Source organism: Chitinophaga chungangae, from assembly GCF_017742215.1.
In the GTDB taxonomy this organism is placed as follows: Bacteria; Bacteroidota; Bacteroidia; order Chitinophagales; family Chitinophagaceae; genus Chitinophaga; species Chitinophaga chungangae.
Genome location: NZ_JAGHKP010000004.1, coordinates 484,111 through 504,607, shown reverse-complemented (window position 1 = coordinate 504,607; position 20,497 = coordinate 484,111). Strand labels below are relative to the sequence as shown.

Below are 20,497 nucleotides of genomic sequence, written 5' to 3'. Positions count from 1 at the left end.
GTTTATTTGGCGGCCTCAAATGCGACTTCTTTTACATCGCGGCTGTTGGGGCCCACCATCACCCTGAATTCCCCCGGTTCCCAGGTGTATTGCATGTCGCGGTCGTAGAATTTGAGATCGTCGGTGGTGATGGTGAAGGTCACGTCCTGTTTAGCGCCTTTTTTGAGGAATATTTTCTGAAAACCTTTCAGTTCTTTCAGCGGCCGGTTCACACTGGCCGTTACGTCCCTGATATAAAGCTGCACTACTTCTTCGCCGTCGTAATTCCCTTGGTTCGTAACGGTTACGGTCACCTGCAGTTTGTCGTTCGCACGGATCGTATTTTTACTGATGCGCACATCTCCGTACACAAATTTCGTATAGCTGAGACCGTAGCCGAAAGGATAGAGCGGCTCGTTGCTTACGTCGAGGTATTTGGAAGTGTATTTGTTCTTCGGGTCCAGCGGGCGGCCGGTATTTTTGTGGTTGTAGTAGATCGGTATCTGGCCCGTGTTGCGGGGGAAAGTCATGGTGAGCTTGCCGGAAGGGTTGTAATCGCCGAAAAGCACGTCTGCAATGGCATTGCCTGCTTCCGTACCGAGGAACCATGTTTCGAGAATAGCGGGCACGTGTTGATCTTCCCATTCCAGCGTCAGCGGCCGGCCGTTCATAAGCACCAGCACAAGGGGTTTGCCCGTGGCCAGCACCGCTTCCATCAGGCGTTTCTGGCTGGCGGGAATACCGATATCCGACCGGCTGGCCGCCTCACCGCTCATGCCCTGGCTTTCGCCGAGGGCCAGTATCACGAGGTCGGAACGCTGTGCCAGCGCCACCGCTTCCTGCTGCAGGGCAGCCGCGTTGCCGCCGGGAATGCCCAGTTTGACCAGCAATACGCTGTCATCCGTAACGTTCGCGCCCTGCGCATATGTAACGTTGAGATTCCTTGCTTTCAGGCCCTGCAGCAACGTAACCGCTTTTTTGAAATCCCCCGCGGCAGACCAGTTGCCGATCATGTCTTTCTGCGAATCGCCCAGCGGGCCTATCAGCGCGATGTTTCCCTGCGGCTTGAGCGGCAGCAGCCCGCCTTCGTTTTTTAATAACACGATCGAGCGCTGCGCGATCTCCCGTGCGGCTTTTAATTTTTCCGGGCTCATGATCACTTCCCGCGCATGCGCCGAATCGGCAAAACGGTACGGGTCTTTGAACAGCCCGAGCTTGTATTTCGCTTCCAGTATGCGGTACACGGCCTGGTCGATCGTTTGGATGCTGATCTTTTTATCCGCCACCAGCTTTTTTAATTGCGTAGCGTACACACTGCCCTGCATATCCATGTCCACCCCGGCTTTCAGCGCCAGCTCCCCAGCTTCGTACTCGTTCTTTACGATGCCGTGGTTGATCATTTCGTTGATGGACGTATAATCCGTTACCACAAAACCTTTGAAGCCCCATTCTTTTCTCAGCAGTTCCGTCAGCAGCCATTTATTGCCCGTGGCGGGAATGCCGTCTATTTCGTTAAAGGAAGTCATGACCGTTGCAACGCCTGCATCCACGGCGGCTTTGTAGGGAGGAAGATAAAACTGGTACATCTGCCGGCGGCTCATATCCACGGTATTGTAATCCCTTCCCGCTTCGATGGCGCCGTACAACGCAAAATGTTTCACGCAGGCGAGCACGGTGTTGCGCGCGGCGAGGTCGTTGCCCTGGTAGCCGCGCACTTTCGCTTTTGCGATCTGCACGCCCAGCCAGGTGTCTTCCCCGGTTCCCTCCGCAACCCTTCCCCAGCGCGGGTCGCGGGCAATGTCTACCATCGGCGAATAGGTCCAGTGCAAACCGTCCGCGCTGGCTTCTTCCGCCGCGATCCGCGCGCTGCGTTCCATCTGCCCGAGGTCCCAGGTGCAGGCTTCACCGAGCGGGATGGGGAAAATCGTCTTGTGGCCATGTATCACGTCGTACCCGAACAGCAGCGGGATCTTCAGGCGGGTTTTCAGCGCCATGTCCTGCAGCATGCGGGTGTACTGCGGGGTATATGCGTTGAAGATGGCGCCGCATGCGCCGCTGAGGATGTCTTGTTTGTAATTTTCTTTCATGAACGGGCCTGTAACATCCATATCGCTGGTAAGCAGGTTCAGCTGCCCGATCTTTTCTTCCAGCGTCATTTTTTGCAGCAGGCTGCGGAGGAATTGTTGTTGGGGCTGCTGAGCGCGGGCGTGGACAGACATCAGCAGGCCGATGGCGAGGATCGTTCTCATAAAAAACCGGCGTTGACTTTCTTATCAACGCCGGTTAAAAGTGCTTTGTTCAGTATGAACGGCAGTATGTTATTTTTCTTCCCAGCTGTCTGTTCGGAAAGGCGCCACTGGCAAGCCTTCTTTGCTGAATACATTGCCGATTCCCGTATTGGTGAAAGAAAAACGTACCGCTTCCGGTTGTTTTACCGCTTTGGCGGATACAATGGCCGTATTGCCCTCGATCTTCACGTCTGCCGGCCAGAATTTTTTATCGGCCCCGGCGATGAAGAACTGCGTGGCTTTGCCGCCTTTTACGGTCAGGCCGTTGTCCGCATTTTTGAAGTACACCACGATCTTGTTTTTCCGGTGCTCCATTTTCTCATACACGGGGTTCCTGTAAGTAATGCCGGTTTTGCCGTAATGGTCTCCCAACGCCCAGTTTGCCAGGCGAAGGCCTACATCGTGTTTGTTTTGCGGGTGAATGTTGCTGGTATCGTCCACCAGGTCTGTGATCACGGCCATACCGGTATGCGGCAGGCCCATGGTGGCGGTTTGCGCTTCACGCAGCAGTGCGCCTTTCACGGTTTCCTTTCCGTAATTGTACGGCGCTATCTGCACAAAATAGAACGGAAACTCCCGGCCCCAGGCTTTTCTCCAGGAACCGATCATCGTTCTCATCAGCTGGTCGTAGGTAGACGCGGTGCCGGCGTTGCTTTCGCCCTGGTACCAGATGGCCCCGGCAATGCTGTATTTCGTGAACGGCGCGATCATGGCGTTGTAAGTGAAGCCAGGCATAAAAGGCCAGCCGTTGGCGGGCGTGAGTTTGGCGGAGGCTTCCGCCAGCGCGGGCTGTTCGCGCACTTCCTGCGCGGGCGTCCACACTTCGGCCGGCGTGCCGCCCCAGCTGGTATTGATGAGGCCGATGGGCACGTTGAGGTCTTTTTTCAGGTTTTTGCCGAAGAAATAGGCCACGGCGCTGAAACTCTTCAGGTTATTCGAATCGCAGGCGGCCCACACGGCTTTGGCATCGTCCTGCGGGTATTCGGAAGTGGTTTTCGGCACATGAAAAAAACGGATGTTGGCATCGGCGCAAACGGGCAGCTCCGCTTTGATGTCTTTCAGCCCGTGATTGCCGGACCATTCCATGTTGCTTTGCCCGCTGCACACCCACACTTCGCCGATCAGCACGTTCTGCAGTTTCAGCGTGGTATTGCCCCGCAGCGTAATGTCGTAGGGGCCTCCTGCGACGGGCGTTTTTATTTTCAGCTGCCACCGCGCGTCCCGCGTGGTTACCGTTGAATCGGTACGGCCGTTCCACGAAGTGGTCACCCTCACCCTTTCACCGGGCGAAGCCCAGCCCCAGAGCGTTACGGAATCGTTTTGCTGCAGCACCATATTGCTGGATAGTATGGCGGGAAGACGAAGCTGCGCGCCGGCAACAAAGCCGCAGCACAATAAAAGCGATGTGAATAAATATCGTAGCATGGAATTAATGAGATTTAGGCGCATCAAAATAATAAACGATGCCCAGAAATCATACCCGTAACAAAACCTGACGGCTTTTACCGCTAGCTGAGGCATATACACGGCACGGGATGTTTTACCAAAAACTGAGGAAAGACGGCGCCTTGAGGCCGTAAATGTCGAAACGGAGGTCTGTAACCGTGGTGAGCTCGAAATAAAGGCCCGGCACACGGTCTGGCGTGCGTGGATAATAATACGCCGCGGCTTTGAGGGTATTCAGCGAAAGGTTTTCGTTCCTGATACGAACGCCCAGGCCAAAACCGCTGTACACGGGGTTTTGCAGCATGTAGCTTTTTTCGTGAGACAGCTGTGCCGCTTCGATGGAGCCGAAGAAATTGAACTTGAAGCCGTAGAGTTTCCAGGGACTGTAATACACTGTTTCAGAACGCGCTACCAGCCGGTGAAAACCATTGATGGTAGAGCGTTTGAAGCCCCATATGCCCTGTTCCATGTTAATGTTCAGCGGGCGGTAGAAATAGTTGTTCGGGTTACCGAGATAGTCCAGCACGAGGAACTGGCGCAGCCCTCCTTTTTCTCCTACTTTTACAAGTTTGCTGTAATAGCTGGCGTTGGCGTGGATCACCATATCCTCAGACACACCGGCCTGCCAGAAACTGCCGATACCCGCGCTGAGGCTCAGCAGGCCGTTCAGGCGCGTATGCCAGAATTTCTGCCCTTCCAGCCCCGTATAAAACCGTTTGCGGCCCAACCAGTTTTCCCAGCCCATGGAAAGGCTGGCATTGTAACCATACGGAATATCTTCCGTACGGCCGAAACCGAAGAAATGATGCGCTTTGAAGAAGTCCTGCTTGAACAGCTTGAACTGCCCGAGGTAATAGTGGCGGTTGTTGTAAATGGGGTCGTCGATATATTTTTCCTGGTCGGGCCGTTTGTCGAACGCGATGTTGGAATAGCGGAAAAGCAGCGCCATGTTGAATTTGTTGTCGAAATGCCCGTCGGCGCCGAAACGGTTGCGGAAGTTGTACCCCATCCATCCGTCGAAGATCTTGTACATGTAATCGCGGTAAAGGCTGTCGGGGTATTTCCAGATATTGACGGAATAATTTTTAGCGAGCGTGAGGCCCCCGGCCACTTTGGCGGAAGTGCGGTACAGCGGCCGGTCTATCCGGAGGTAATAGGAGCCTTCGTACACGCCGGTATCCAGCGGCATGCCGGGGTTTAGCTCCGAATATCCCACGGTTACGTCTGTAAAACTGCCCAGCAGGTTGTATTTCGTGTATTGCGCCTCGGTGCCCCATGGCCGGGAATAATCCTTATCCCAGCGAAAACCGACCTGCGCGCCCTGCCCTGCGCCGAAAAGGTTGTTGTTGCTTACCTTGGCGGCCACGGAACTGGTGGTGAGCTTGCGGAGGTCTACGCCGTATTCGAATACGTCTTTGGTCACCACGAGAATGTCCACCGAATCGGGCCAGGCGGTTTGTATGGCATGAATGCGGGCGTCCTGGATGAAGGGGCGGTTACGCAGGTAACGTTCGTTGTCGGCGAGCTCGTAGGCGTTGATGGTGTCTTTTTCGCGGAAAAAGAGGTTCTGCCGTATCACCCATTCCTGTGAATCGAAATGCAGGCGGTTGGCGATGTGGATGAGCCGCATGCTGGTGGAAAAGGTGGTATCGTTGATATTGCGGGGGCCGAAAGTGGCTACTTTGCGGTAATGGATACGGCGGATCGCTTTGCCGCTATACGGCAAAAAGCCCTGTTCGCTCCTGGTCATACTACTGTCGTCCGTCGACGGCGGAGGATCGTTGTGACGGGAGATCTTGAACAGAACGGAGTCCCGGTAACGACGGCTCTTCAGCGAGTCTACATAGGTATTCAGCTTCGAAAACCACTTTTTGCCCTGCGCGGGTATCGTATCGGTCTTTTTTTGCGCACGGGCCGTCTGTGGCAGGCAACACAGTGTCAGGTAACAGCTTAGGGTGATGAATAGTATTTGTACTAGCCCCTTCAACATTTCTTTTGATCTCAGCAACAATACAAATTTTTAACCAATTAAAGCGGGTCCCAAAAAGAAAGGGAAGGCCAAACGTCGCCGTTTAGTACCCTTCCCTTTTTCTATGGATGATTAAAACGGGTATCAGTGCTGTACTGTCACGGTTCTCCCACCCCGGCCCTGCTGATCGAAAACCCTGAAGCGGAGCGTTCCTTTTTCCGCTACCGGGGCCGAATATACGGCGCTTTTAGCGTCCGGCTCCTTTCCATTGACTGTATAACGGATCACCAGCCCCGGAAGTTGTACGTTCGCCAAAACTTTTCCGTCCGCCAGGCTCACGCCGGCAGTCGGGATGCGGTAATTGTAGCCGCCGTTCAGCTTCGCCAGCCGCGGCAGCTCCTTTTTCCCGGCCACATTGGCGAAAATGCTCCACGCTTCGTTGTAAGCGGCTTCATTTTTCGTCCATTCCGGGTCTTTCGCCCAGGCGCGCTCCGCCATACCCAGCAATTTGGGCAGCATCAGGTACTCCAGCGCGGCGGCGCTTTTCAGCGTTTCCCCCCATAAAGCGGACTGGATACCCACAATATTCCCCGCGCCGTATTCGGTTAGCCGGTCTTTCCCCACAAAGGTGGAAGCAGGCAGCGGGTTGCCCGCGCCATCTTCTTTGGAATTTTTATACAGGTCGAAAGGAATGAAATAGAAGGGTTTATCGATGTCTACATACCCGCCCCAGTAAAAACCGGGCTCGTTGTAATCGCGGAGATAGGCCATATCGAAATAATAGTTCGCCACGCCGGAAAGCACCACTTTGTAACCGCCGTTGGCCAGCCGGTAAGACAGGTCTTCCATACCGCCGCCCATCACGTTGTTCCACACGTCGACCATAAAATTGCGCGCCCCGAAATCCGGGTTCACGATCATCACGTTGCGGCCGTCGCGTTTGGTCCTGCGCATGCCCGCTTCTTCCCAGCCGTACAGCTGAAGGCCGCGTTTGTTCACGATCTGCGCCACCCGGTCGTAAAAGTATGGCCACAGGTCGTCTGCCGTGCGCAGTTTTTCGTCCGATGCGATCAGCCGCTGGCATGCGGGCGAACCTTCCCATACGCCGGCAGGCGTTTCGTCGCCGCCCATGTGGATCACGTCCAGCGGGGCGCCGGCTTCCCTGTGCATCGCCACCAGTTCGTCGGTCACTTTTTCGATGAAGCGGTAAGTGGATGGCAGTGCCACGTTCACCACGTTGTCTTTCCATTCCTGCACGGAGCGGTACTGGCTTTTATCGTCCGGGTCGCTGAGGCGGAACTCGTTGGCGGCCTGCGTGTTACCGGCTTTCATGAATTTCGCGTAACGCGCGTCCATGGCTTTGATGGCGGCACGTGCATGACCGGGGATCTCTACCTCGGGGATCACCTTGATGTGCCGCGCTTTGGCGTAACGCAATATTTCGAGGTAATCGGCTTTGGTGTACCAGCCGGTGCCGGTGGTATTGTTCACGTCCGGCCCGGAACCGTAGGATGGCTGCAGCATGTCCAGCTCGTCTACGGTATGGCCGCGCCGGCCGCCTACTTCGGTAAGCTCGGGCAGGCCGGGTATTTCGATGCGCCAGCCTTCGTCGTCGCTCATATGCAGATGCAGCACGTTCAGTTTATACAACGCGATCACGTCCAGGATGCGGAGAATTTCCGCTTTCGCCTGGAAATTGCGCGACACGTCTACCAGGAATGAGCGGTAACTGAAGCGGGGCCTGTCTTTCACTTCGATGCCCGTGATTTCGATCGCGCCGTTTTTGGGCGTACCGAGCAGCTGGCGGAAACTCTGGATCGCGTAGAACACGTCTTCCGCCTTGTTTCCGGACAGCGTCACTTTATCCGCCGTTACGGTCAGCGTATGTTCTCCTGTAGGATTTTTATCGTTTTTATTCAGCACGATGGACCCGTTTTCCCCTTCCGCGATTTGCACGGTTTTACCCAGTGCGTTTTTGAGGATGTCTGCCAGGAATAACGCTTCCTGTTTCAGTTCCGGCTGGTAAGCGATCACGTCCTTTGCGTCCAGCGAAAAAACGCCGGCGGTGCTGCGGATGTTCTCAGGCGTAGGAAACACGCGCGGCAGCTGGTCTTCCGGGATGTCGCGGGTAATGCTGTTGCGTTTGTAGATGTCTTCCAGGGAAGTGCGCACCCGGCTTTCGTTCGCCTGGCGGCGCAGCTGTTTGTCTTCCGTGGAAGGCACCACCGTGAAATCGATGCTGTAACCTTTGGCGGGAGCGTCGTTCCACACGATGTACGGCCCGTCAGGCGCGTCGGTGAAGTTGGTCACCCATGCGCCCGATTCCACGTTGATCAGGATGGAATCTCCCGGTGCAAGCCCTTTAAAATCCGCCGTGGGCTTCAACGTGTACAAATGCCCGTTGATATGGCCGGGCACGATCGCCGGCGAAGTTTCGGTACGCAGCGGGCTTACGACGCGGATAAAATTGAAATAGATCGTCCACCCCGAGGCCGGGAAAGCCTTTTTGGCAGTGTTGGTAAGGGTGAAGACGGAATGCGTTTTGGCTTCTCCCATAAAACCGTTTTCCTTTACCTCCCACTTCAGTTTCAGCCCTTTTTGCGGGAAGGGTGCTGTTTGCGCGAACGCGGAAAAAGATAACAACAAAAAAATAAACGTGAATCGTTGATGCATATAATCAGGATTTAATTACGGCAAGTCAATGTGGAAGGCCGGCATTGAGCAGGCCGGCTTCCGGACCGGACAAGCGTAATTATTTGTTGAAAGTTTTATGAATGCTGCCGAGCAGGTACCCTTTCGGGTCGCTGGAATATTCCCAGAACATCACGCCGGCGAGGCCGTGTTTTTTGACGTAGCGGCATTTTTCGCGCACGGAGCGTTCGTCGTCGTAAGTGATGAAAATGTGCTGATCGCGATTCCAGAGATAAGGCGCTTTGGCGCGTTTGTCCCAGTGGCGTTTGTAACCCTGCGTCATCAGGCTGTCTTTGAGCCGGGTGTATCCCCCGCCACGCGCGCCTTTCACGGCCTGCTGGTTCAGGCCGCGCTTATGACCGTCAGGCAATTGCCAGCCGCGGCCGTAGAACGCGCAGCCCATAACGATCTTATGGGCAGGCACGCCGGCCCGCAGGAAATATTGCACGGAGCGGTCCGCAGAGGCTTCCGTACTGTCCTTCGTAGAGCCGTACAGGTTAGTATGGTGACCGGCGATGCCGGTGCCGTTGGTTTTGTAATCGTAGCTCATAATGTTCACAAAGTCCAGGTATTGCTGGGCTTTGTCCATCTCCGTGTGCTCGATGAAATATTTACCGCCGCCCACGGCCGTGGTGAGCAGGTATTTGCCGCCGGTCTCTTTTTCGAGGGAATCCAGCGAAGCGCGGATGGCCTGGAACATGAGCGTGTAGTGCTGTTTGTCTTCCGGGCGGTACACATTGCCTTCTTCGCCGGGCACGCCGGGGTATTCCCAATCGATGTCCACCCCGTCCAGCCTGTATTTCCGGATAATGTCCACGGAGGTATGGGCGAAAAGGGCGCGGTTTTCGGGGGTGAGCACGGCGTCTGAGAAATTTTCGCTCCAGGCCCAGCCGCCGATGGAGATGAGGATTTTCAGCGCCGGGTTGCGCGTTTTGAGCGCGTTGAGCCTGCGGAAGTTGACGGTATCGGTCTTTTCGTTGGTCAGCCATGCCTGGCCGTTTTTCACGTCTACAAAAGCGTAGTTGATGTGCGTGAGTTTTTCCACCTCTATCGCGTCGGGATCGGCGATGAGGCCGCGAAATCCGCCAACGTAGGCAATTACGACGGGTTTGGGGGCCGGCGGGCCGGGTCTTTTGAACGCCATGGCCGCTGTAAGCAGCAGGGCGGCGGAAGCGGCGATAATGGTTTTGGCTGGGTAACGCATGGGTTAAATATAGGGGATTTACGGGTGAAATCAAGTCGTGGCGGGCGGCTTCGGAGGCAAATCTTTGCTGCTGTGCGGCTGCGGCGGGGGCGGTTAATTTCAGCGCCTATTTTCATTCATTTTTAAAACATTCCACATGAAAACGTTCAAATTCAACTTTGCTTTTTTCGTTGCCATTCTCGCGATGAGCGCCGCGCTCACCACACATGCCGGCATTTTTGGCAAAAGAGTGATCACCAGGTGTTTCACGGAAGTGGGTTTATTTAACTGCATGGGCAGTTATGTGATCCTGGACGGGAACGCCAATCCGCCTGCGCTTTGCAGCGAAGCGACGGAACTGGCCGCCAGCCATCCGACCGTTGCGTCGGCATCGCTTGCGAACTCTATTCCGGGTGGAGATGTCTGTGGCGGGGGTGATTTTTTTTGCTGCCTGACGGTAAGTGAAACATCACCGGCTGATCCGGAGTATAACTGCTCTCCTTTCCTTGATCTTGGGGAAGGTTTTAAAAAATATAAGGTTGAGGCGGTGTATTGCAAGGAAATCCGATAAGCGCTATACGCTGGTTACCGGCAGTGAAGCTCGTTGTTCTGCCAGTAGAAGGTAACGAGTTTTGTGTCGTTGATCTGGGTGATGAAATTATTGAGGGGCTGACCGCGGAACAATTTACCGCGAATCTCCACGGCAGCAGCGTGCGGGTTGTCGATCACAAGCTCCACGTCGAACCAGCGTTTGAGCATTATGCCCACTTCGGAGATGGTGGCATTGTTGAAATAATGAATGCCTTCGCGCCAGCTGAGGGTATTGGTCATGTCGAAGTCTTTGTTCTTCATCAGCTCTCCTTCTTTTGCCACGGCTTCGTTGCCGGGCGCGAGCTCGATAGTGCGGGCGCCGCTGGAAACGGCGACTTTGCCTGACACGAGGGAGGTAATTACTTTTCCTTCCGTATAAGCGTTTACATTAAACTCGGTGCCAAGCACTTTAACGGGGCCGGAAGGCGTGTGTACGGTAAAAGGTTTGTTGGCGTTCTGCGCTACCTGGAAATAGGCTTCGCCCTGGTCGATGAACACTTCGCGGGTATCGCCGTTGAAGCGAAAGGGGAAGCGGAATCGGGTGGTGCTGTTGAGCCATACTTTCGTACCGTCCGGCAGTTCGATCTGGAAATCGAGTTTGGCCGGCACGGTGAGCGTATTGAGGCCGTTGCCGGCTTCGGGGGCGCCTTCGGCGAATGTGAGCGAGCGGTTATTATTATTGAGAGTGGTAACTCCTGCAACGATGGCCTGGCGCCCGGTGTCGTTCATGGCGATCAGCTCACCGCTGGCGAGGGTAAGGGTAGCGCCGGAATGATTGGGTGTATGAGCGGCCTGGTAAACGGATACTTCCTGTTGCGGGCGGAGAAAAATAACGAGCATAACGGCGGCGGCCACGGCGGCGGTGCCGGCGAGCATTTTGCGGACGCGGGTTTTCCGGCGGAGGCGGTTGGCCCGGGCGATCACGTCTTCAAGAGCGGCATCGCTGTCGATATTCCCGGAAAACGAACGGGCTTCTTCGATGGGCACCTGCTGAATTTGCGCCTGGTATTCATAGAAGCGTGGGTTAAGGGCTTCGAAGGCCTTTAATTCCTCTCTTTCTTCCGGTGTGAGATCGCCGTAATAATGCTGTTTGAGCAGGAGCTCGTATAAACGCAAGTTATCTTTCATCATACTATAAGATGCAAAACTATCCCTTAAAGGGTGAAAAATCAGTAAATACGTGAATTGTGCATTTTTTCCCTGAGGGTGGCAAGGGCGAGATGCAGGTGTGTTTTTACGCTGGACAAGGCGATGCCCATTTTCCGGGCCACTTCCATTTGTTTATGTCCTTCGAGGTAAAAAAGTTCGAGGGCTACGCGGCGTTGCCTGGGCAGTTCGGAGATGTGTTTACGGAGATTGTGGAAATTGTCTTCGTTATCTGGCTGGTTATCAGTATGCTGGCTGGTTTGCGCGTAACGTTCGAGATGGAATTTCCGTCTTTTCTGATTTTCGAGCTCACGGAGGCAGCGGTTGTGCACGGCGGCGTAGAGGTACGATTTGATGGTAGCGTCGAGGCGGAGGTGGAGTTTACCGGCGAGCATACCGGTAAAGATCTGCTGTACGATATCTTTAGCGGCATCCTGATCGTGCAAAAAGCTGTAAGCGTAATTGCAGAGCGGCCGGTAATATTTCCCGAACAACTCGTTGAAAGCCTGTTGATTCCCGTTTTTCCAGGCTGCTACCAGCCTGTGATCATCTTTGCTTAACATGTCCATAAAAGTAACAGGTTATGTGAAATGTTGCAACTGCGGTATGATCGCAGTACAAAGATACAAACATGTTAGTCATTATTTCTTGTTAACAAACGGTGATTTCGGGGGGAAATTTGTAAAAAAACGGTGGACACAAATTTGTTAAAAAAGGGTGAAACGAATGGGTAAAATTCCTGATAATTAACCAAAGAAAACAACAGTCAAACCTAATACAGTTACAATACTACAAGCAAAAATCCTTCTCAGATGCTTTCTTGTTGAGTTAACATTCGGTTAACCTTTGTTATTATTTTATTTTGCATTTTTGAATTGCGAACCGGAAACAAATTCAATCGCAACTTTTGTATGTTTTGAGAATACTTCTTCAAGTTATACTTAAGCCGAAATTCCCATCTTCCCTTATTTGTTCACCTTTACCTCAACTTTGCTACGGAATGGACAATTCGTATGTACTGTCCTGCCTGCAGGCAGGAGACATGGAAGTATTCACCTCGGTGTTCAAGGCTTATCATAAGCCGCTGTGCAATTATGCGCACAGTTTTCTGCACAACGAGGAAAACGCGAAGGACGCTGTTCAGGACGTATTTACGAAACTGTGCGCATCGCCTAACCTATGGGGGAATATCGAAGATATCCGCGGGTATCTTTACCAGTCTGTCCGGAACAGGTGCCTGGTGTACATCCGGTCGGACAGGAGCGATATCGTTAAAACCGAATACAACAGCGGAACGGACCTGCTGAACATTGGCGCATCACCGGATGCGGTATCGATCGACGAACAGAAGGACCTTGATTTCAAGATCCAGTACCTGCTGTCCAAGTTACCATTTAAGCGGCGCAGAGTGGTACAGATGTACTACTATGAAAATTTATCGTACAAGGAAGCGGCATCAAAGCTGGGGCTTACGAAGGATACGATAAAAACGCAGCTGTCGCTGGCCCGGAATGCGTTCCGAGAAATGCGGCACCTGTTACGCCTTTTGATCGGCCTCTCGTTTTTCCTCTTCTGACATATGTAGCGCAGCCGTTGATCCCATCTCCGGCTGCAGCGGTATGAAAGCAAATTGATTTTATCAGTCATAAAAAATCTAAAAAAATCTGTCAACCGATTCATTCGTTTCTAACAGTCATGTGTATACGCTCCAGGCATACAATAGACATTAAGAATAAGGACTAGCATTACCAGTTAAAATTTGATCATGAAACAACACTACCTTTGCCAGACGTGGGCGAAGCGGGCATTTCTATTCCTGCTTGTGCTCACCCTGAAAACACAGGCAGCCTCTTCTTCTATTCTCGACGATACTTCCAGTATCACGCTGCATGTAGTCAACCAACCAATTGAAAACATCTTTAAACTTATTGAAAAGCAGACCGGGCTTACTTTCTACTACGGCCGCTCCATTATAGACGGTTCCGTTCCCGCCAGCGTGAACGTTACCAAAGCTTCGCTCACGGAAGTGATGGGCGTGTTGCTGAAAGGGAAGAATGTGAGCTGGCGGGTGAAGGATAGGGGAGTAGTGTTGAGTAAGGGGGGGGCGGTGCCGGAGAAAGGAGTGATTGAGATAGCAGCAGACAGCGTCCCTAAAATCAATGTTTCGGGTGTTGTGATGGATGTAAAAGGAAATCCTCTTTCAGGAGCAACTGTGACCTTAAAAGGTTTACCACGCGGTCAGGGCGCCGATGCAAGAGGAAGATTTACATTTTTGGGAGTTCCCGCAAACGCAACACTTGTGATATCGTCTGTCGGATTTGAAACTAAACAGGTTAAGATTAACGGAAGAACAGAAATAAGAGTTCCGCTGGATTCCGCGATTACTGAGATCGCGTCAGTTGAAGTATTTTCCACGGGTTATCAGGACATCCCGAAAGAAAGAGCCACGGGTTCGTTCGTTCAGCTTGATAATCAAATATTAAACCGAACCGTTTCAACAAATATCCTAGATAGGCTAATAAATGTTACCAGCAGCCTAAAACCAGAGAAAGGCATTAAGACCAATATCAGTATACGCGGGTTCAGTACAATTAATGCAAATATGAAACCGCTTGTTGTAGTGGACGGCTTTCCCTACGACGAAACAACATTTGAAGGCGCAATAGTGCTTAATAATCTTAATCCCAACGACATTGAGTCCATAACGGTCCTTCGCGACGCAGCATCTGCTTCCATCTGGGGAGCCCGCGCTGGTAACGGTGTTATCGTTATTAAAACCAAAAAAGGATCATATAATCAAAAGCCAACAGTCCGGTTTAACACTAACGTAAACTTTATCGAAAAACCGGATCTTTCTTACCTAAATCTTATGTCTTCAAAAGATGAGATTGAGCTTGAAAAAAAAAGGTTCGAAGCAGGAGAATTTAATGCGTTTGACGATATCTATCCATCCATCGGCTATTTTGCACCCACCACCGCTGTTGTGGAACTATTGCTTGCACACCGAAGAGGGGAGATATCCCAGGTGGAACTCGACGCCCAACTCAACGCGCTTTCGGCGCATGATGTACGCGATGATCTTAACAAATACCTGCTCCAAACAGAAATAAATCAGCAATACAATGTCAATGTCAGCGGGGGCTCTCTTAAGAATAACTACTATTTATCCTTCGGATACGACAAAAACCGGGGAAATATCAAGCGTAACGACGCCGGCCGTTATACCCTCCGGTTCGACAACACCTTCAAACCTATTGATAAAACAGAGATTGGAGCTTATATCGTGTATACCCAGGCAAACGGTAAATCTAATGGCCTGGATTATTCCGGCTTCATGCCTACTGGGAATACATCCCTCACCCCGCCTTATGTACGGTTTGCGGACGAGAGTGGAAAACCTTTGCCTGTGCCGACAATCGGAACTTTGCGCGATGCATATCTCGACACAGTGAGCGCTCCGGGATTACTCGACTGGTATTACAGGCCGTTGGAGGAACTAAGAAACAAAAATGCCTCCAGCAAGCAATACAGCACGCGCCTGGGCGGGCATCTCAGGTTTTCATTTATTGACTGGATGAGTGCAGAAGTAAGAGGTCAATACGAGAAGAGAATAGGCATTACAAGCGATCTTGCCAACCTCGATATGTATGGAACCCGCAACCTCATCAACAACTTCGTATACCAGGACGCCACAGGGGCAACCATATACCCGGTGCCGCTTGGCGCAATCTACAATACAAACAACACAGAAGGTAGATTCTGGAATATCCGGACGCAGTTAAATATCAACAAAGGTTGGGAAAGGAGCAGGGTAAATGCTATTCTTGCTTACGAATCCAGTGAATCCGCGACTTCCAGTTCTTCGCGAACCCAGTACGGGTATGATCCTGCCACAGGCATTTCAACGACCAACATGGATTACAATACCATTTTCACACTCAGGCCTTCCGGCTATCGTGGTTCAAGCAAAATCCCACTTAGCGACGTCGAAAGAGGCTTCCTCAATCGGTTTGAAAGCTTCCTTGGAAATGCGGCATATACTTTTAACGACAGGTATACAATTACCGCAAGCGGCAGGATAGACAAAAGTAACTTCCTTGGAGCCAAAAGCAATCAAAGAATGATACCACTCTGGTCTACCGGGATCTCATGGATGATCTCCGACGAAAATTTCTACAGGGTATCCTGGGCATCGTATCTTAACCTGCGAATTACATACGGGTATAACGGGAATCTCAATAATAAAGCGACATCGTTGCCAACGGCCAGGATACACGCTCCCGACAATGCCTATCACAACCTGCCGTCTGCGGTAATATCTACCCCGCCGAACCCTGGCTTAACCTGGGAAAAAATCGGCACTTTTAACGTCGGGATAGACTTCCGGCTACTCTCGAACAGGGTACAAGGCTCTCTCGAATATTATAAGAAAAAGGGCATTAATCTGATCGGGGCGATTCCTATCGACGCAACAACGGGAGTGACCTTCTATACCGGTAATTACGCAAATATGAAAGGTAGCGGCATTGACCTTATATTAAATACTGTTAATGTTAAGAAGGATCTCCAATGGACTTCCAACTTTAATCTGAGCTATAATACTGACAAAATTACACATTATGATCAAAGCGGTATTACGCCCGCTTCCTATTTAACAGGATACGATGCCCCAATAATCGGCAAACCCATCGCAAAAATATTTGCATTCCCATTTGGGGGTCTTGACCCCGAAACCGGCGATCCTACCGCAAATGTAAATGGCGAAAAGAGAAGCTATACTAGCTTTATTGAGGAATTCAAAACAGAGGAACTTTCTTACCTGGGCAGCACAACTCCCCGCGTATTCGGTTCGCTGATCAATACATTCAGTTACAAGAACGTTTCGCTGTCGTGTAACATTACCTTTAAGTTCAATTACGTCTTTACCCGCACTTCTGTCAATTACTATAACATATACGCCAATTTTTCGGGACATGGTGACTATGCTCTCCGCTGGCAGAAACCGGGTGACGAGAATTCGACCACCGTTCCATCTCTACCGGCAACACCAGACCAGGCAAGAGATAATTTCTACAGTCTTTCTGATGTACTGGTTGAAAAAGGAGATCACATCAGGTTGCAAGATATCCGTCTTAGCTACGATTTGGGGCAGAATATCACCAAAAAACTATCAGTATTAAAGAGCATTTCCATATATGCTGTCGCGAACAATCTCGGCATTATATGGCGTGCCAATAAATACAACCTCGACCCCGAGTTGACAGGATATCTTCTTCCGCCTCCCAAGAGCGTAGCAGCAGGGTTAACCGTTAGTTTCTGACAATTCCATTCGCGAATACTTTAAAAATAATTCATCATGACATATTTCAGGTCATATTCCAAGCTTTCCACATCCCTCATTTTGGTGCTACTTTCTGCCTTTCTCTCCGGCTGCTCCAAAGAATGGTTCGATGAAAAAGCAGACAAGCAGACAACTGTGCCGGATAAATTGGCGGATTTCCAAAACCTCTTGGACAATTTGCTTACGTTCCAACAATATCCCGTGTTGGGAGAAATTGCTAGCGACCTGCATTACCTGCAAGATGCACGATACGAGATTTTCCCCAAAGGAGCCAGTACAGATGCATATATCTGGTCTAAAACTGTGCGGCATGATAAAGTTTCAACCTGGAATCGCTCCTATGCAAAAGTCCTCACAGACAATGTTATTCTCGAAGGCCTGGAAAAAATCGACACAAGCAATCCTTCGGTAGCAATAGAATGGAAAAACATCAAAGGACAGGCGCTTTTTAATAGGGCACGGGTATTTTTTGAATTGGCTACAACGTATGCGGCGGCCTACGACAAAACGACCGCAGCTACTTCTCCAGGAGTAGTGCTCAGGCAAACTTCAGATCTAACCACACCCAATGAAAGAAGCACACTCGAAAAAACCTTCGAAAGAATATTGCTTGATCTAAACGAAGCGTACAAGCTGCTTCCCCAACAAGTAAGCATCTTAACAAGACCATCCAAGGCATCAACGGCATTTCTTTTAGCCCGGGTCCATCTCTATATGGATAGCTATGAGGAAACTCTCAGAAACATCAACCTCGTTCTTGCACAAAACTCAACTCTGCTCGACTTCAGCAAAATACCTTCAATCAGGACCACTATCGGCAGGTATAATACAGAGGTCTTACTTCATAGTAACTTTGTTGATGGAGCAGTAACCTCCGCGCTTGTTGAAAGAACATATCTCGACCAATACCAACCGGGTGATCTCAGAAAAACGGTCTTTTACAGATCGACCCTTACGACTGGAGCTATTTCATTTAAAGGGAATTATGAAGCCATTACGACCAACTTATTTAACGGGTTCGCAACAGATGAAGCATACCTGATCCAGGCAGAGTGTTATGCACGGTTAAACAAAATACCGGAAGCCATGCAAGTACTCAACACTCTGCTTAAGTCTCGGTGGAGCAAATCCGTCCCCTATATCGATCTGCAAGCCGACACAGAATTGGAAGCACTTCAACTTGTTCTTACAGAGCGGAAAAAGGAATTAAACTTCAGGGGGGTGCGTTGGATGGATTTGAAACGCCTGAATAAAGATCCCCGTTTTGCACAAACCATTACAAGACAGGTCCTTGGTCAAACATACACGCTTGAGCCCAACAGCTATAAATATTCTTTTCCTATACCGGACGACGTTATTGAACAGGGCGGAATTTCGCAGAATAGCGGCTGGGAAAAATAAACTCATTAACATCTCTAACAAAAAGACAACCGCCTCATTGGTTGTCTTTTTTTTTTAACTTTTTTTTGACCCTGAAATCTTTCTGCAGTGACAACTCCTAGTTTTGGATAAATCTTTAAAAGACACGTTGAGAATCAGAGTCAGAAAAACCCGTATCCCAACAAAGTTCGTATCAAGCAATTTATGGTATATATATAATTACATCAATCAACTGTTTAAGGCAAATATTTTCACCATAAACCCACAGGTAATCATGAGAGAAAAAGCTATTCCCATCCATACCCTCCCGCAACGCCCCATGAAACTCCGGAAATGGACAGTAGAAGCCATCGTTGCCATTCTTCTAATCGTATGGCTTCATACCTCCGTCAGTAAGCTAATGGATTTCGGCGGTTTGCAGATTCAGATGCGGCAATCACCCGTATTCTACAAAAATGCCAACCTTGCTGCCATCGTTGGTCCAAGCCTGGAAATCCTGCTATCCATTCTTTTAATTATTAAAAGAACTCGCGTGGTGGGTCTGTTCGGCTCCTTTCTCTTGATGGTATTCTTCACCTGGTATGTCGCTTATCTCATGGTGACCATGCCACATCTCCCTTGCAGCTGCGGTGGCATAGTTGGCTGGCTAAACTGGTCGCAACACCTGGCACTGAACATTTTCCTAACGATTATTTCCCTTATTGGGTTTTTCCTGCAGCGAAAGTACCTGAAAATGGGAAAGCCTTAATTACCCACTTATCAAAATATTGCGCAATAACAAGTTAACCGGTCTTGAAAAAACAGGTAAAACCATTATTAGTTAACATTTAAAAAAGACAAAATGAAAACTTTGAAATTGAGCTTCGCTCTGATCATTGCCGTTCTGGCTGTTGGCGTTACCTATGCTTCCAAAGCTGGTAGCAGACTTACTACCCGTTGCTTCACTGCTATCACCGTAACTAACGGTGTTTCTCCCTCCTCCTTGACTGTGGACATCAACACTTGCGCAGCCGCAGAAACTGCAATCATCACCCAAGGTAAAATATATCTGACTGCCGCTTCTGTAGCTAATTCTATCGACGGCGAGAATCTGTGTCCTCCTTCTGATCAGAGGTTCTGCTGCGTTGACCTGGTTGAAGGCGATCCTCAGGATCCGAACTTCCAACTGTCCGCTTTACTGGACCTGGGCGATGGTTCCGCAAAACGCTATGTAGTTAGCGACGTTTTCTGCAAACCGCAGCCGTAAGTCAAATTATTGACACAATGAAAAAGTAAGTCAAATATGGCAAGAGTTAACCCCGCAGCGGGTTAACTCTTGCTACTTTTCCTCCTATACCGTACCAGCCTTTTTCAGCCGGGCAGCACCTCATTTTTTAGTTACCTTCAAATTAAATAAATGAAAACTTTAAAATTGAGCCTCGCCTTGATCATTGCTGTACTAACCACCGGCCTCACCTATGTTTCAAAAGCCGGCAGCATGACCACTACCCGTTGCTTTACTATTGTCACCGTTACAAACGGAATTGCTCCCACTACTCTGAGCATTGGTGTTGCAAATTGCCAGACTGCAGAAAGCGTGGTTCATGATCAGGGCAAAATATATTTGATTAACGCTTCTCTTCCGAATTCCCTCGAAAACGAAGTATATTACGTTCCTTCTAACGTGTCCTTCTGCTGTGTCAACCTTGTCGAAGCTACCCCCCAGGATCCGAATTTCCTGTTGTCTGCCTTATTGAACTTGAGAGATGGTTCTAAGCGGTACACAGTTACCGATGTTTTCTGCCGGCCGGCAGTGTAGGATAGCTGAACACTTAAAACACTCTTCTTCCCATAGTTATTGGCCGTTTATACATCTGTACATCCGGCCAGCATCTTGTTTTTGCCGTTTTCTGGTTTTACTCTAATGCGGCAAAGGAACAACCGTTGCTGGGAACGGGTAAAAACTCTATTAGTTAACATTAAAACGAGATAAAATGAAATCTTTAAAACTGAGCTTTGCTCTGATCGTTGCCCTTCTGGCTGTTAGCGTTACCTATGCATTCGAAGCCAGCAAAGAGTCAACAGACCGTTGTTTCACCGCAATTATAGTAACAAACGGCGTCAGTTCATCTATTTTAACTGAGGATTTTACCTACTGCTCAGTTGCGGAAACCGCAATCATTAGCCAAGGTAAAATATATTTGACTAATGCATCGATCGCTAGTTCCAGTCCTGGCACTATGTTGTGCCCTCCTTCAGATCGAAAATTCTGCTGTGTTATGGTGCGGGAAGGCGATCCGCAAGATCCAAACTACACCCTATCTACTTTACTGGAACTTGGTGATGGCGGTCCAAAACGATACGTGGTTACGGAGGTTATCTGCAAACCCGATTTCTGAGATCAAATCTTTTAGCTAGATGCATTTCTTTCACAAGAACGGTGATCAAAACGCATTTTATAATGAAGCTTCCCCTCTCCTGACAACTCTAAATTAGATTTTATG

The 20,497-nt window shown here is 50.3% G+C and carries 15 protein-coding genes; 8 read left to right on the top strand and 7 right to left on the bottom strand.

What is annotated here, in order from left to right; genetic code table 11:
* Positions 1–2: 2 nt before the first annotated feature.
* The 5 genes from bglX to J7I43_RS21640 form a co-directional block, all read right to left on the bottom strand.
* A complete protein-coding gene (gene bglX / locus J7I43_RS21660; protein WP_236023447.1) occupies positions 3–2,228 on the bottom strand; it encodes a beta-glucosidase BglX in 2,226 nt (741 codons plus the stop codon).
* 69 nt (positions 2,229–2,297) lie between these two features.
* A complete protein-coding gene (locus J7I43_RS21655) occupies positions 2,298–3,692 on the bottom strand; it encodes a sialate O-acetylesterase (RefSeq protein WP_209147962.1) in 1,395 nt (464 codons plus the stop codon).
* A 115-nt stretch (positions 3,693–3,807) separates the two neighbouring features.
* Complete coding sequence (locus tag J7I43_RS21650) at positions 3,808–5,721, bottom strand: BamA/TamA family outer membrane protein (RefSeq protein ID WP_209147961.1); 1,914 nt, start codon at positions 5,719–5,721, stop codon at positions 3,808–3,810.
* Between the two features lie 105 nt (positions 5,722–5,826).
* Complete coding sequence (locus J7I43_RS21645) at positions 5,827–8,355, bottom strand: family 20 glycosylhydrolase (RefSeq protein ID WP_209147960.1); 2,529 nt, start codon at positions 8,353–8,355, stop codon at positions 5,827–5,829.
* A 79-nt stretch (positions 8,356–8,434) separates the two neighbouring features.
* Entirely contained in the window at positions 8,435–9,577 is a 1,143-nt protein-coding gene (locus tag J7I43_RS21640; RefSeq protein ID WP_209147959.1) for a glycoside hydrolase family 18 protein, read from the bottom strand.
* Positions 9,578–9,713: 136 nt separating this feature from the next.
* Here J7I43_RS21640 and J7I43_RS21635 point away from each other — a divergent pair, with 136 nt between their 5' ends.
* Positions 9,714–10,127 carry a hypothetical protein gene (locus J7I43_RS21635; RefSeq protein WP_209147958.1) on the top strand — a complete coding sequence of 138 codons (414 nt, stop codon included), beginning with the start codon at positions 9,714–9,716 and terminating at the stop codon, positions 10,125–10,127.
* A gap of 14 nt (positions 10,128–10,141) precedes the next feature.
* Here J7I43_RS21635 and J7I43_RS21630 read toward each other — a convergent pair whose 3' ends face one another.
* On the bottom strand, positions 10,142–11,278 hold the full coding sequence (locus tag J7I43_RS21630) for a FecR family protein (protein WP_209147957.1): 1,137 nt from the start codon (positions 11,276–11,278) through the stop codon (positions 10,142–10,144).
* 38 nt (positions 11,279–11,316) lie between these two features.
* Entirely contained in the window at positions 11,317–11,862 is a 546-nt protein-coding gene (locus J7I43_RS21625; RefSeq protein ID WP_209147956.1) for an RNA polymerase sigma factor, read from the bottom strand.
* A gap of 431 nt (positions 11,863–12,293) precedes the next feature.
* On the opposite strand from J7I43_RS21625, the gene J7I43_RS21620 reads away from it, so the two are divergent.
* From J7I43_RS21620 to J7I43_RS21590, 7 genes are all read left to right on the top strand, one after another.
* Entirely contained in the window at positions 12,294–12,869 is a 576-nt protein-coding gene (locus J7I43_RS21620; protein WP_209147955.1) for an RNA polymerase sigma factor, read from the top strand.
* 189 nt (positions 12,870–13,058) lie between these two features.
* Entirely contained in the window at positions 13,059–16,613 is a 3,555-nt protein-coding gene (locus J7I43_RS21615) for a SusC/RagA family TonB-linked outer membrane protein (RefSeq protein ID WP_209147954.1), read from the top strand.
* A 36-nt stretch (positions 16,614–16,649) separates the two neighbouring features.
* Complete coding sequence (locus J7I43_RS21610; RefSeq protein ID WP_209147953.1) at positions 16,650–18,035, top strand: RagB/SusD family nutrient uptake outer membrane protein; 1,386 nt, start codon at positions 16,650–16,652, stop codon at positions 18,033–18,035.
* A 253-nt stretch (positions 18,036–18,288) separates the two neighbouring features.
* Complete coding sequence (locus J7I43_RS21605; protein WP_209147952.1) at positions 18,289–18,762, top strand: MauE/DoxX family redox-associated membrane protein; 474 nt, start codon at positions 18,289–18,291, stop codon at positions 18,760–18,762.
* A 93-nt stretch (positions 18,763–18,855) separates the two neighbouring features.
* Positions 18,856–19,260, top strand: coding sequence for a hypothetical protein (locus J7I43_RS21600; RefSeq protein ID WP_209147951.1), 405 nt, complete (start codon positions 18,856–18,858; stop codon positions 19,258–19,260).
* A 150-nt stretch (positions 19,261–19,410) separates the two neighbouring features.
* Complete coding sequence (locus J7I43_RS21595) at positions 19,411–19,812, top strand: hypothetical protein (protein WP_209147950.1); 402 nt, start codon at positions 19,411–19,413, stop codon at positions 19,810–19,812.
* A 175-nt stretch (positions 19,813–19,987) separates the two neighbouring features.
* Positions 19,988–20,392, top strand: coding sequence for a hypothetical protein (locus tag J7I43_RS21590; RefSeq protein WP_209147949.1), 405 nt, complete (start codon positions 19,988–19,990; stop codon positions 20,390–20,392).
* Positions 20,393–20,497 lie beyond the last annotated feature (105 nt).